At 68.0% G+C, this 11574-nt stretch carries 14 protein-coding genes; 3 read left to right on the forward strand and 11 right to left on the reverse strand.

All coding sequences use genetic code 11. The features are described from left to right. Positions 1-8: 8 nt before the first annotated feature. The 3 genes from QMG86_RS12165 to QMG86_RS12175 form a co-directional block, all read right to left on the reverse strand. The gene (locus tag QMG86_RS12165) at positions 9-278 is read right to left on the reverse strand and encodes a cold-shock protein (protein ID WP_281879564.1); all 270 of its coding nucleotides are present in this window, start codon (positions 276-278) and stop codon (positions 9-11) included. Between the two features lie 16 nt (positions 279-294). Beyond that, positions 295-456 carry a hypothetical protein gene (locus tag QMG86_RS12170; RefSeq protein ID WP_281879566.1) on the reverse strand — a complete coding sequence of 54 codons (162 nt, stop codon included), beginning with the start codon at positions 454-456 and terminating at the stop codon, positions 295-297. A gap of 123 nt (positions 457-579) precedes the next feature. After that, on the reverse strand, positions 580-999 hold the full coding sequence (locus QMG86_RS12175; RefSeq protein WP_281879567.1) for an Hsp20/alpha crystallin family protein: 420 nt from the start codon (positions 997-999) through the stop codon (positions 580-582). A gap of 145 nt (positions 1000-1144) precedes the next feature. Here QMG86_RS12175 and QMG86_RS12180 point away from each other — a divergent pair, with 145 nt between their 5' ends. Continuing rightward, positions 1145-1531, forward strand: a complete 387-nt coding sequence (locus QMG86_RS12180) for a MerR family transcriptional regulator (RefSeq protein WP_281879569.1) — start codon at positions 1145-1147, stop codon at positions 1529-1531. Here QMG86_RS12180 and QMG86_RS12185 read toward each other — a convergent pair whose 3' ends face one another. The 6 genes from QMG86_RS12185 to QMG86_RS12210 all read right to left on the reverse strand — a co-directional run bounded on the left by QMG86_RS12185 (position 1532) and on the right by QMG86_RS12210 (position 7444). After that, positions 1532-1951 carry an ATP-binding protein gene (locus tag QMG86_RS12185; protein ID WP_281879570.1) on the reverse strand — a complete coding sequence of 140 codons (420 nt, stop codon included), beginning with the start codon at positions 1949-1951 and terminating at the stop codon, positions 1532-1534. Between the two features lie 319 nt (positions 1952-2270). After that, positions 2271-2714 carry a response regulator gene (locus tag QMG86_RS12190; RefSeq protein ID WP_281879571.1) on the reverse strand — a complete coding sequence of 148 codons (444 nt, stop codon included), beginning with the start codon at positions 2712-2714 and terminating at the stop codon, positions 2271-2273. Next, positions 2711-4336 (reverse strand): sensor histidine kinase, encoded by a 1626-nt coding sequence (locus QMG86_RS12195; RefSeq protein WP_281879573.1) that lies wholly within the window; start codon positions 4334-4336, stop codon positions 2711-2713. The genes QMG86_RS12190 and QMG86_RS12195 overlap by 4 nt, the downstream gene beginning before the upstream one ends. Next, positions 4333-5583, reverse strand: coding sequence for a PP2C family protein-serine/threonine phosphatase (locus tag QMG86_RS12200; protein ID WP_434086174.1), 1251 nt, complete (start codon positions 5581-5583; stop codon positions 4333-4335). The genes QMG86_RS12195 and QMG86_RS12200 overlap by 4 nt, the downstream gene beginning before the upstream one ends. A 554-nt stretch (positions 5584-6137) precedes the next feature. Further along, positions 6138-7190: a fused (3R)-hydroxyacyl-ACP dehydratase subunits HadA/HadB gene (locus QMG86_RS12205; protein WP_281879574.1), complete on the reverse strand. Its 1053-nt coding sequence runs from the start codon at positions 7188-7190 to the stop codon at positions 6138-6140. A gap of 104 nt (positions 7191-7294) precedes the next feature. After that, positions 7295-7444 carry a hypothetical protein gene (locus QMG86_RS12210; RefSeq protein WP_281879575.1) on the reverse strand — a complete coding sequence of 50 codons (150 nt, stop codon included), beginning with the start codon at positions 7442-7444 and terminating at the stop codon, positions 7295-7297. A gap of 330 nt (positions 7445-7774) precedes the next feature. Here QMG86_RS12210 and QMG86_RS12215 point away from each other — a divergent pair, with 330 nt between their 5' ends. Continuing rightward, on the forward strand, positions 7775-8065 hold the full coding sequence (locus QMG86_RS12215) for a hypothetical protein (RefSeq protein ID WP_281879577.1): 291 nt from the start codon (positions 7775-7777) through the stop codon (positions 8063-8065). A 23-nt stretch (positions 8066-8088) separates the two neighbouring features. On the opposite strand, the gene QMG86_RS12220 is transcribed toward QMG86_RS12215, so the two are convergent. Continuing rightward, positions 8089-9450, reverse strand: a complete 1362-nt coding sequence (locus QMG86_RS12220) for a hypothetical protein (RefSeq protein ID WP_281879578.1) — start codon at positions 9448-9450, stop codon at positions 8089-8091. Positions 9451-9559: 109 nt separating this feature from the next. On the opposite strand from QMG86_RS12220, the gene QMG86_RS12225 reads away from it, so the two are divergent. After that, the gene (locus tag QMG86_RS12225) at positions 9560-10462 is read left to right on the forward strand and encodes a helix-turn-helix transcriptional regulator (protein ID WP_281879579.1); all 903 of its coding nucleotides are present in this window, start codon (positions 9560-9562) and stop codon (positions 10460-10462) included. Positions 10463-10918: 456 nt separating this feature from the next. Here the strand turns inward: QMG86_RS12225 and QMG86_RS12235 are convergent, their stop codons facing one another. Then, complete coding sequence (locus QMG86_RS12235) at positions 10919-11542, reverse strand: TetR/AcrR family transcriptional regulator (RefSeq protein WP_281879580.1); 624 nt, start codon at positions 11540-11542, stop codon at positions 10919-10921. Between the last annotated feature and the right edge of the window lie 32 nt (positions 11543-11574).

The raw sequence follows: 11574 nt of genomic DNA on the forward strand, positions 1-11574 counted from the left end.
CGGGCCGGTCACCGAGGTCGTGGTCTAGCGTCGGGAAGCAGTGGACGCACCGCCGTGGCTTCGGGGCCGCGCTTGCGCATGGTGGCCGTGAACAGGACGGGCTGGCCCGCGTACAACGATTTGTAGCCGGTCATCTCGATGCTGGTGTACTCGACGAACACCTGCGTGGGATCGTCCGCGGGCTGGAGAAAGCCGAAGCCCTTCTCGATGTTGAACCAGACCACTGTGCCGCGGCGCCAGAAATCCGCCGCGGCACAGTGGTGGGGTCGGCTTGTCATGCCGGATCGGTCCGGATCAGGCGGCGTCGCGGCGCACTGGATCGGCGTGCATGATTCGCTGCCACCAGGCGTCCAATGGACTGGGGGCGGGCCAGACGACCGTCGCTTCGGGTCCGGACTCGGTCGGTGCGGGCAGCGGGTCGCGTAGATCGGTGCGTGCCATGAGCGAGCTCTCCATCAGGTGTTCCTCCGCAAGGATACCGCTGGGTGATAACGCCTTTCGCGTTCCGGCCAGGGGCGGGCCCGCGCATACGGGCCCGCCCGGAACGGGGCCGGGGCTTCCCCGTTGGCCGCGGCGATCTCAGGCGTCGATCGCCTTGTGGCCGTTGCCGCGACCGATCTCGATCTTGCGCGGCTTGGCCTTCTCCGCGACCGGAACCGTCAGGCGGAGGACGCCGTCGGTGTAGTCGGCGCGAATATTGTCGGTGTCCAGATTCTCGCCCAGGAACAGTTGACGGCTGAACACGCCGCGGGGGCGTTCCGCGGCGATCATCTCGCGGCCCGAGTCGAGTTCGGGACGACGCGCGCGCACCGTCACCACGTTGCGCTCGATGTCCAGGTCCAAGGACTCGGGGTCGATACCGGGCAGGTCGAATTCGACGACGAACTCCTCGCCCGCGCGCCAGGCATCCATCGGCATCACCGCGGGATGTGCCTTCGTGCCGAACACCTGCTGCGTCAGACGGTCCAGATCGCGGAACGGATCGGTGCGCATCAGCATGGTCGCCACCTCCAACTCACTCCATTCTCCGTAGTAGGGGCCAGATAACCTCTGTCATCTGGCATAGATTTTTTATAGCATCGAGAGAAGTTGAGTGCAAGGCGCTAAGCTAGGAAATCTATCGGGCAACACGAGGTGAGGATGAATGGCGCAGGAGAGGGGCAACTCGGGGCATCTGCCGGATCCCGGTCAAGCGGTGTACGGGATCTCGGTCGCTGCCGGGCTGGCCGGCATCGGGGTGCAGACGCTCAGACTCTACGAGCGTCACGGGTTGCTGACTCCCGCGCGTAGCGACGGCGGTACCCGTCGCTACAGCGGCAACGATCTCGCCCGTCTGCGGCGGATCACCGACTTGGTCGCCACGGGCGTGAACTTGGCGGGCATCCGGCGCATTCTCGACCTGGAGGATGCGAATGCCGACTTGCATGCCGACAACGACCGGCTGAACGCGGCCAACGACCGGCTGCAGGCCGACAATGTCCGCCTGCGGGACGCGCGGGACAACTCGGCCGATGAGGCCCAGACGCCGTGACTACCCCGAGAAGCGCGTGCGCAGATCGACCACCGTGCCGGAATCGCCGGTGGTCACCGTGACCTCTGGAATCAACGCGCGGATCAGTGGCATGCCGCGCCCGCGCAGCGAATCGGGCTGCGGATCCGGTTGTTTCCATCGACCGCTGTCGGAAATGGTCACCCGGAGTTCGTCGCCGTCGATCGATGCGCGCAAGCGGACCGTGCCGCCGTCGCCGTGATGGCCGTGCTCGACGGCGTTGGTGCAGGCTTCACCGACGGCCAGCAGCACGTCATAGGCCGGGGCCGCCGCCATGCCGCACTCGGCGAGCCATTCCTGCAGGGTGTGGCGAACACTGGCCAATTGCACCGCCTCGGCGGGGAAGTCCAGCTCCAGCGGCGTCATGGCGTCGGATAGCGGGACTCGCTCGCCCGCGCTCACGACCGCGCACCAACCGCCGGGACCGGAGTGCGTCTGTCGTGGCGCGGTCTTCCCGTCGTCGTGCCGTGCCAAGGGCGTCGATGCGCCGTCACCTCGTTACCTCCCTGTCGGGGATCGGTGCGCTGTACCCGCGCCACGCCGAGCGCGTGGACCATCGTCGGGCTCGGCTGCGGTGTTCGCCGCGCGTGTGCTCCCCGAGGCTATACCCAGTTGATCATCGCCCATTCGTCGGCTGGCTCCGTCCGTGAGAACCCGGCCCCGGCCGTCCCGTGACATCCGTGAATCGACGTGCCCGAGCCCACTGCCGCGGGGGAACGCCTCACAGACTCTGGCGCGGCAGCCGGACGACCTGGACGAAGAAGTCGTCGATCTGTTTGATGGCGGCGACGAACTGGTCGAGGTCGACGGGTTTGGTGACGTACGCGTTGGCGTGCAGGCGGTAGCTGCGCAAAATGTCCTCTTCGGCCGCGGAGGTGGTCAGCACGACCACCGGGATGTGCGACAGGTCGGGATCGGCTTTGATCTTCTCCAGCACTTGCCTGCCGTCGTACTTGGGCAGATTGAGGTCGAGCAGAATCAGGTCCGGCCGGGGCGCGTCCGCGTACCTGCCTTGACGGTAGAGGAACTCGAGCGCCTCCTCGCCGTCCCTGGCGACATGCAGGGTGTTGCCGATCTTGTTGTCCTCGAAGGCCTCTCGCGTCATCAGCTCGTCGCCGGGGTCGTCTTCCACGAGCAGGATGTCGATGGGCTGGCCGGAGGTCATGCGGGGGCTCCTTCTTGAACGGGGACGTCGGCGGTGCGGGCGGTGCCGTCGGCTCCGGCGGCGCGCAGGGTGAAGCAGAAGCGGGTGCCCGCGGTGTAATCGGTGTCGATCCAGATCCGGCCGCCGTGATACTCCACGATCTTCTTGCAGACGGCCAGCCCGATGCCTGTTCCGCTGTACTCCTCACGATTGTGCAGCCGCTGGAAGATGACGAACACCTTCTCGGCGAATTCGGGCGCGATCCCGATGCCGTTGTCGGAGACCGACAACAACCAGGCGTCGTCCTCCTCGGCCGGTTCGCAGGTGATCTCGATCTCCGGTGCGCGGTCGGGTGCGTGGAACTTGATGGCGTTACCGATCAGGTTCTGCCACAACATCGTCAGCAGCGTCGGATCGCCGACGATCTCGGGCAACTCCTCCGGGCGCCGGATGCGCGTGGTGGTGTCGTCGATGGCCGTGGAGAGGTTGGTCATGGCCTTGTCCAGGGTTTGACCGAGGCCGATGGATTCGGTGCGATCGGTGATCCGGCCCACGCGGGAGAAGGTGAGCAGATCGTTGATGAGCCCCTGCATCCGCTTGGCTCCGTCGACGGCGAAGTCGATGTACTGCTTGCCGCGCTCGTCGAGTTTGTCGCCGTAGCGTTTCTCCAACAGCTGGCAGAACGACGCCACCTTCCGCAACGGCTCCTGCAGATCATGCGAGGCGACGTAGGCGAACTGCTCCAGCTCCGCGTTGGACCGGCGCAGTTCCACGGCCTGCAGGTCGAGATCGGTTTTCTGCTCGGCGAGGACGGCTTCCTTGGCGCGCGAGGAAGCCAGCTCGGCGACGATGCGCCTGCGCATGCTCTCCACCGCGTTCGCGACGGTCACCAGGTCGGCCGGACCGTGCGCGTCGATGTGGTGATCGAACTCGCCGCTGGCCACCCGCAGCGACGCGTCGGTCAAGGAGCCGAGGGGACGGGCGATCAGGCGCCGGATCAACACGGTCAGCAGCACGCCGGTCAGCAGGAACGCGATGACCATCCCGGCCAGCACCGCGTCCCGGACCGCGCGAGTGTGCGCGAGTTCGTCCTCGTCGTCCGCGATGGCCGCCGCGAGACTGGTGTTCTGTACATCGAAGCGCGCGCGGAGTTCATCGAACAGTGGTTTGCCGCGCGCGGGGGAGGTGGGCTCGGTGCCGCTGGTCGACCCGGAGGCCAACGCCGCTACCAGCGGCTCGGCGTACTCGGTGCGCCACCGCCGCGCGGAACTCTCGATGGCGTCGAGTTCGTGCAGCAGCGACGGCCGGTCGGCCAGCAGCTCGCGCAGCCTGGCGACCGACTGCGCCTCGTCCCGGGCGCCGTCCTGGTAGGGCTGCAGGAACTGCCGGTCGCCGGTGATGCCGTAGCCGCGCAGCCCCGTCTCCTGGTCCACCAAGGCATTCTGCAACCGGTAGGCCTCGGCTGCCGCGGGCAACGTTTTGTCCAGCAGCCGGTCGGTCACCCGGTTGGTCTGCGCGATCACCTGCGCGCCCGCCACGGTGCCGATGATCACTACCAGCACCATCGCGGCCAGCACCAGCTGAAACCAAGCCTGGGCGGTCAGCCGCGCGCTCACCGGCGGCCGACCGGTCTTCGTCGTCATCGGTTCCGGTCCTGTCCTCGCCCGTCGTCGTTCCATCCCAGATACAGGATGGCGACATCGTCATCCAATCCGCCCGATTCCCCCGCCAGCGCCTCGACGCGGCCGATCAGCTCGTCGACGAACCAGTCGGGATCGGCGGCGCGCACCGCGCGCGCGACCTCCACGAGCCCGTCTTCCCCGAGCCGTTCCTGATCCGTCCCGACTCGTCCCTCGAACAGTCCGTCGGTGAACACCATCAGCCCGGAGCCGAGCGGCAGGTCCACCTGCTCGGCGGGCCACTCGGCTCGACCGGGCAGGAAGCCGAGGGCGGGTCCGCCGGGTACTTCGACCCAGTCCAATCCGGATGCCGAGCGCAGCAGCATGCCCGGATGCCCGGCCCGCAACACCTGTGCGCGGCGCTCCCCTGGATGCAGCATCAGGCTCGTCACCGTCGCGAAGGTCTGTTTGCCGGTGCGTTCGGCGAGCAGGACTTGTTCGAGCAGCCGCAGCTGCCGTGCGCCGGTCACCCCGCTCAGGACCAGGGTGCGCCAGGCCAGGCGCAACGCCACGCCGGTCGCGGCCTCGTCCGGCCCGTGCCCGGACACGTCGCCGATGACGGCGTGCACCGTGCCGTCGGTGTCCTGCACCACGTCGTAGAAATCGCCCCCGAGCAGCGCGTGCGCCCGCCCGGGACGGTAGCGCGCCACCACGTCGACGATCTGCCTGCCGCGCAGCAGCGGGGTGGGCAGCAGACCGCGTTCCAGGCGCGCGTTCTCCTGCGCACGCATATTGATCGCCTGCAAGGCCGCGCTCGTGCGCTCGGCTTGCTTGCGCTGGATCGCGTAGCGCACGGCGCGCCCGAACAACTCGGGCTCGACCCGTCCTTTGACCAGATAGTCCTGCGCTCCGGCCGCGACCGCCGCCAAACCGGTCTGCTCCTGGTCGAGCCCGGTCATCACCACGATCGCGACCTGATCGGTGTGCGTGCGGATGCGTTCCACCGCCTCGAGCCCTTGAGCGTCGGGCAGATGCAGGTCCAGCAGCACGCAGTCGGGTTCGGCGGCGGCCAGATGCTCGGCGGCCTCGGCCAGCGACCGCACCCAGTGCAATTGCAGGCCGGGGGCGCCGTCGACGACCAGTTCCTCCACCAGCAGCGCGTCTCCCGGATCGTCCTCGATCAGGAGCACCGAAGGGTGCTGCCACGGCCACTCCGCGCCCACGATCAGTTCGGGATCGTCGTCTGTCCCGTCACGCCGCACGAACGCCACCGGTCGAGGGTCCACTTGTGGCAGGACGAATGACAGCACCATTGCCGTCGTCGGTGAACACCGACAACCCGGCCTCCGATCACCATGGGGCGGCACCAGCGCACGCCGACTGTCTCAGCGGCCGTTTGCTGGACCGAGAGGCAGTCAAGATCGTATCCGATTCTCCATCCGATCGAGACATGGCGGCGTCGACCTGCGCGAAGGCAGCGACCGCGGGGATGGTGCGGGAATCAGACCGTTGTGCCCGTCAGTTCCGCGGCGTCCCGCTCGTCCCGGAGCGCGCCGGGGCGGCGCGGGGAACGAAGTTCCGCCAAGCTGCGCGCTACGACCGTGGCATGGACCGCGATGACGGCAAGGGAAGCCGAGCCGATCACAGCAAGAAGCACAACCACGACAGATACCGGTCCTTTCGGGTGCGAGCGGGCCGGTTGCCCGCTCGATCGGGTGCCGAGTTCGCGTCCGCCGGTCCCGGCGGGCGCGCGCTCCGCCTCCAACGTGCCCCGGCTGCTCCGGACCAAACCCAGCGGATGCGGCGGCGCGAACGGGTCGTGCGATCACGCGAGGGCGACCTCGGCTGTCGCGCGACCGAAGATCCTGCGTCCGTCGTGCTCGGCGATGATCGCGACGGTGGCGGTGCGCGTGTCCTCATCCAGGTGTTTCACCCGGCCGGAGAATTCGATCCGGCCGCCGGTCGCGCCGACGTGGACGGGATTGGTCAGGCGCACGTTGTAGGAGCGCAGGGCGGTGGGGTCGCCCGACCACGAGGTGAGCAAGTCCACACTCAGTCCGATCGTGAACAGGCCCTGCGCGACAATGTCTCGCAAACCCATCCGCGCGGCTGCCTCGGGGCTCCAATGAATGGGATTCGGGTCTCCCGCGACTCCGGCGTAGTTCACCAGATCGCCGCGGCTGACCATGAGCGTATGTGGGGGAAGCTCGGCTCCGGGACGAACGGTGTCGAACCGACGCCGGGCTTTCGGGCACACCGGTGTGGTCGGCAACTCGCGGGCGGGTTCGTCACCGGCCCCGACGTAGCGCGGGTGCGCGGCGCGGCGCGGCGTGCGCTCGTCCGGGCGTGCGCCGTGCATCACGACCGCGTCGAACCACGTCGGCAGGGCCTCGTCGGCCCGCCCGACCAAACTGGTCCGAGACGTGAGGACGGGCCGATCGTCCTGGTCCACGATGGTCTGGCGCAAGCCGATGAGGTCGCCGCCGAACGCGTGCCGGAACGAGTCGAGGCACATCTCGAAGCGGATCCGGTCGCCGGCCAGCAGCGGCCGGTGGAATTCGATCATCTGATCGGTCTGGATGGTCCGGCTCAGGTCGTAGCCGGGCAGGATCGTGTCGAACACCTCGGCGTAGGCGAGGTACCCGGGCACCGCGCCGAAGGTCGGGGGAGCGAGCAGGCTGCCGTAGCCCAGGTCGGCCGCGGCGTCCTCCGACCGGTGCGCCGGATGGCGGTTGCGCACCGCGCGGGCGTACTCCCGGATCTTCTCGCGCTCGACCACGTAGTGATCGCTGCTGCGATACCGGCGCCCGACCATCGAGGCGGGAACCGCGGCATCGGTCGTGTCGCCAGCACCGGATGTGGCAGGGATTCTGGACATCGCGGGGGAATCTACCCAACGGGAGCCGGAATTCCGGTCAGCCCGCACCGCACGCCGTTTCGCGGCCGATGACCTCGGCGAACGGGGTCCCGGGGCCGCCGGGCTCAGCAGAGATTCCGCTCGGCGGCCACCACAACGGCCGCGGCCTCGTCCACCGTTCGCTGCGCGCTCACCTGCACCACGATGTCGGCTTCGGACGTTCCGGCCGCCAGCTCCCAGCCGACGCCTGGTCGCCCCTTCGGACGGTGTATCAAAGAACCGCTATCGGGTCGTCCGCGCACGGCTTTCCGGCGGATCCAGTGGTCGAACCGGTTCCTTCGGTCCGCCCACCGCAGCTCGAGCAGTGGAGGCCAGGCAAGTCCGGAGCGCTCGTCGGCGCAGGTCGAAGCCCGACGGTAGACGTGCCGGTTATCTTTCCGTAATACGGCTTCCGTGTGTCCCGCGCGGGCTCTTCGATCGAATGCGCGAGCATGAACGTCGGATCCAGTGCACCGCAAGCACCGTGGTGTTTCGAATCAATTCGAGGCTCGGTGACGCCTGATGGGTCGTACCGGGCCGGCCGACGCAGATGGGAGGACCGGCTCATGTCGTTCGAGACCGAAGCTCGACCTGGCCGACGCTCGCGGCGTAAGTCCTGGCCGGCCGTGGCGTCGGGCGCTGTGGCCGTCGCCGCCGCGGTATTGGCCGCCGCGCCCGCGACGGCGCAGCCCGTACTTCGCAGCGCACCCGATGTCCCGGTGGAGGTCCCCATTCCCGGTGGATTCCAGGGCTTCCCCGAGATTCTGCGATTCGTGCCGCCCGCGCCTCCGGTTCCGCAGATGCCGCTCGGCAGAGCGGTGCCGCACCGTGACGCTGCGGCGGCTCGGACCGCATAGGCGCCGGCCACCGCGCGAAACGCCTAGCTCGGCTCCATGCGCTCGTGCCCAGCCGCCGAAACCCGGGAGATCACCTCCCGTATCGCCGCCATAGGGGCCGGGGCGCGCCGCGGCGCGGGTGCTTTCCGTTTCGGCAGGGCGCGCAGCACCATCCCGAGCCCGCAGCCGGCCACGATGGCGAACGCTGCCCATTCCGAACCCGAGACGACCGTGACCGGGCCCCAGTCGGGGAGACGATGCGGCGAGACCATCGTCCAGTCGAACGACTCGGTCCGGACCGGCGCCACGGTCGAGGGCCGCCACAGGATGGCGATCGCCAGAATGCTGCCCGCCGTTCTGGGCTGGATGTAGGACGCGCAGTAACCCGCGACCACGGCGAGGGCGGCAGTTCCGAGATGGCGCACCGCACCAGGCGGAACCAGCGCCGCGAACAGTGCGACAGCCGTGAGCAACCCGGCGCCGACCAGCGGATTCGCCAGCCGGGCCCCGCCGAAATACCCCAACAGGATCAACCCCAGCAGCAGCGGCACACTCCACGCCGGTCGGGGTCCGTTGCCCACCGCGCTGCCCGTGGCGCTGAGCCCGACCGCCAGATAGATCATGTTCCCGTCCCGGCGCGGGAGCAGCCACGCGGCGGCGGTCGTCGCCAGCAGGGTGCACAGGGCCGTCACGACGAGTTCGACGCTGCCGTCGCCGTGGCGGAAGCGCCACTCCGCGACGGCCAGTTCGGTCATCACGAGCACGATCGCGGCTATGACGGGGCTCAGCGGCAATTCCGGATAGATCGGCTCCGGGGTGAAGCGCTGTCGTGTGAGCACCTGGCACGCCACGATCAGTACGGCCACCGCGGCGAGCAACCACAGTGGCTGGGATCCGAACACCGACCACACGTGCGGTTCGGACGTCGCCCGGTGCGGGTTGCCCAGCAGCCCCGACGCCTGCGAGAGCGTGATGACCACAAAACACCCGACACCGCCCAGAACGAACCCCATCCCCGGCGCGCGGCGGCCGAGTACCGCCACCCCCGTCGCGCCGAGCAGGATGCCGCTGCCGATCGCGTCGAGGTAGGCGGTGGTAGTGAGGATGTCGGGCGAGGCGCTGTTCGCTTCGACGGTGTGCGTGACCAACAGCACCAGTGTCGCCGTGAGCGCGATCCACCACGCGGTGCGCGCCCGGGCCAGGCTGACCGCGACCACCGCGGTGACCGCCGCGACCAGGACGCCGATCGCCGCCTCGCGCGGCACGCTGAGCACCAGTTGGTTGACCTGATAGGGCGTGCAATGGCAGGTGCGGCCGAAACTGAGCGGCACGACCAGGAGCAACCCGGCCACCGCGGTAGCCAGAAACGCCGTGACGCCTTCGAGCACCTCACTCCGCCGCACCACTCCACTGGCGTACCCATCGAGGCCGAACCGAACATCATCACGCGGATCTCCCCGAAACTGGTATCAGCAGCACCTGGATACCTCTGGCACGGTACGGGAGGATCTCAGGATGACCGATGTCGTCGATGTTCAGGCGGTCCGCAAAGCCCGGCGCGCCGAGCTCGGAGCCTTCCTGAAGTCCCGGCGCGCCCGGATCGCGCCGCAAGACGTGGGACTACCCCCGGGCCCACGCAGACGCACCCCGGGCCTGCGCCGGGAAGAGGTCGCACAGCTGGCCGGAATCGGGATCACTTGGTACACGTGGTTGGAACAAGGCCGCAGTATCAATGTGAGTGTTCAGGTGTTGAACGCGGTGGCTCGGGTGTTGTCGTTGGATGCGGCGGAGAAGGCGCATTTGTATCGGTTGGCGGATGTGCCGACGGTGCCCTCGGTGGAATCCGGATCGGCGTTACCGGAGGAATTGCAGGTCATCCTGGATCACCTGGAACCGTTGCCGGGGGTGGTGTTGAGTGCCAGGTATGACGTGTTGGCGCACAACGGCTCGTACGAGGCGCTGTGCCCTGGTTTCCTAGCGGAGGAGCGGAATGTGGCGCGTCGGGTGTTTCTGACCCCGGAGTGCTGCAACGCGTATCGCCATAATTGGGATGATCTGCGCCGGATGGTGGGGTATTTGCGTGGGGCCTATGCGAAGAATCTGGGTGATCCGGGGTGGGAGGATTTCATCGCGGAACTGTGTGCGGAGAGTGAGAACTTTGCGTCGTTGTGGGCGTTGAATGATGTGGCGGTGCCGGTGAGCCGGACGAAGCAGGTGCGGAATTTGGCGGTGGGGGAGTTGGAGATGTTTTTGACGAGTATGTCGTTGCCGTCGGTGCCGAATGCGTGGATGCAGGTATATACGCCGGTGGATGAGGTGGCGTGGGGGAAGTTGCGGGCGTTGTTGGCGATGAGTCCGGAGGAGCGACAGCGTCCGTGGGCGGAGCATCGCGAGCTGTATCACGCGGCAGCGGTGTGAGGGCCATGATCCGCATCGACTACCGCGCCGCTGCGCCTGCAACGGATCGGCCTCGGGCAGTCGAATCTCACCTATCGCGTCGGCGATGCGGCGGATTCGTCGTGGATCCCGCGGCGGCCGCTCGGGCACGTGCTGGCTGGGATATCGCCGATTCGATCGGCCATTACACCCATGGGGGTACTTGCATGGCCCCCGGATCGAAGGTCGGTGGTGATGAGCCTACGAGAACGACATGCTGGAATTCGCTACCGAATGGGCGTCCTACGGCGGTAACGACGAGGAGGCGTTCGTGCGATTCGGCCTGCGCCGCAGAGAATTCTACGCCCGGCTGCTGCGATTGCTCCGAACCCTGGCCGCTCGTGCGCTCACCGGCGCGACGATAAGCGCGCTACGCGAGCAATGCCGCGAACATCTCTTCGGCTGTTTTCGCGTGTTGGCGGACACAAGACCGGCTGATCACTCGTCGGGCACGTCACAGTCACCCGGGCTCACGAGCGCGGTCAGTTGGACCGCGCTCGCCATCACGAAGTCGCGGTCCACGCTGTTCGGGTCGATCACCGCGTGTTGCGCGAATCCGGTGACCAGCGCGTGCACCGCAGGCGCCAGCCGCTCCGCCTGCTCCGCCGTGGTGCGCGCCGCGCCGATCCGGCGATCGGTGAACAGCGCGGTGAGCAGGCTCGGGGTGCTCGGCACCTGCGTGTCGACCTCCGACATCAGCTGCGGATCGCGTAGCGCGGCGGCCAAGCCCTCTAGTTCGAACGCGAAGTGCTCGCGGGCGCGGGGGGAGTCGGTCGAGTCGAGTACGGCGCTCGCGTAACCGCGCACCACCCCGGGCAGATCCAGGTCCGGGTCCGCCAGCGGCCGCAGTGTCTGCTGATACTCCTCCACCAGCCGCTTGGTGGCCGCGATGAGCAGCGCGCGCTTGCTGCCGAAGATCGAGTAGATCGCGCCGGTGGTGAGCCCCGCGCGCGCGGCGATATCGGCCAGCCGGGCCGCCTGGTAGCCGTGCTCGGCGATATCGGCGATCGCGGCGTCGATCAGAGCGTGCTGGTTGGCCTCCCGAGTCTCGGCACGTCGCATGCCGTTGATGGTAATCTGATTATTCAAATAAT

The organism is Nocardia sputorum (assembly GCF_027924405.1).
Taxonomy (GTDB): Bacteria; Actinomycetota; Actinomycetes; order Mycobacteriales; family Mycobacteriaceae; genus Nocardia; species Nocardia sputorum.

Bases quoted from the DNA above. Each gene is read 5' to 3' on its own strand.
- QMG86_RS12215 (WP_281879577.1), top strand. From the start codon at position 7,775: ATGTCGTTCGAGACCGAAGCTCGACCTGGCCGACGCTCGCGGCGTAAG.
- QMG86_RS12165 (WP_281879564.1), bottom strand. From the start codon at position 278: ATGACAAGCCGACCCCACCACTGTGCCGCGGCGGATTTCTGGCGCCGC.
- QMG86_RS12195 (WP_281879573.1), bottom strand. From the start codon at position 4,336: ATGACGACGAAGACCGGTCGGCCGCCGGTGAGCGCGCGGCTGACCGCC.
- QMG86_RS12190 (WP_281879571.1), bottom strand. From the start codon at position 2,714: ATGACCTCCGGCCAGCCCATCGACATCCTGCTCGTGGAAGACGACCCC.
- QMG86_RS12175 (WP_281879567.1), bottom strand. From the start codon at position 999: ATGCTGATGCGCACCGATCCGTTCCGCGATCTGGACCGTCTGACGCAG.
- QMG86_RS12225 (WP_281879579.1), top strand. From the start codon at position 9,560: ATGACCGATGTCGTCGATGTTCAGGCGGTCCGCAAAGCCCGGCGCGCC.
- QMG86_RS12180 (WP_281879569.1), top strand. From the start codon at position 1,145: ATGGCGCAGGAGAGGGGCAACTCGGGGCATCTGCCGGATCCCGGTCAA.
- QMG86_RS12170 (WP_281879566.1), bottom strand. From the start codon at position 456: ATGGAGAGCTCGCTCATGGCACGCACCGATCTACGCGACCCGCTGCCC.
- QMG86_RS12205 (WP_281879574.1), bottom strand. From the start codon at position 7,190: ATGTCCAGAATCCCTGCCACATCCGGTGCTGGCGACACGACCGATGCC.
- QMG86_RS12235 (WP_281879580.1), bottom strand. From the start codon at position 11,542: ATGCGACGTGCCGAGACTCGGGAGGCCAACCAGCACGCTCTGATCGAC.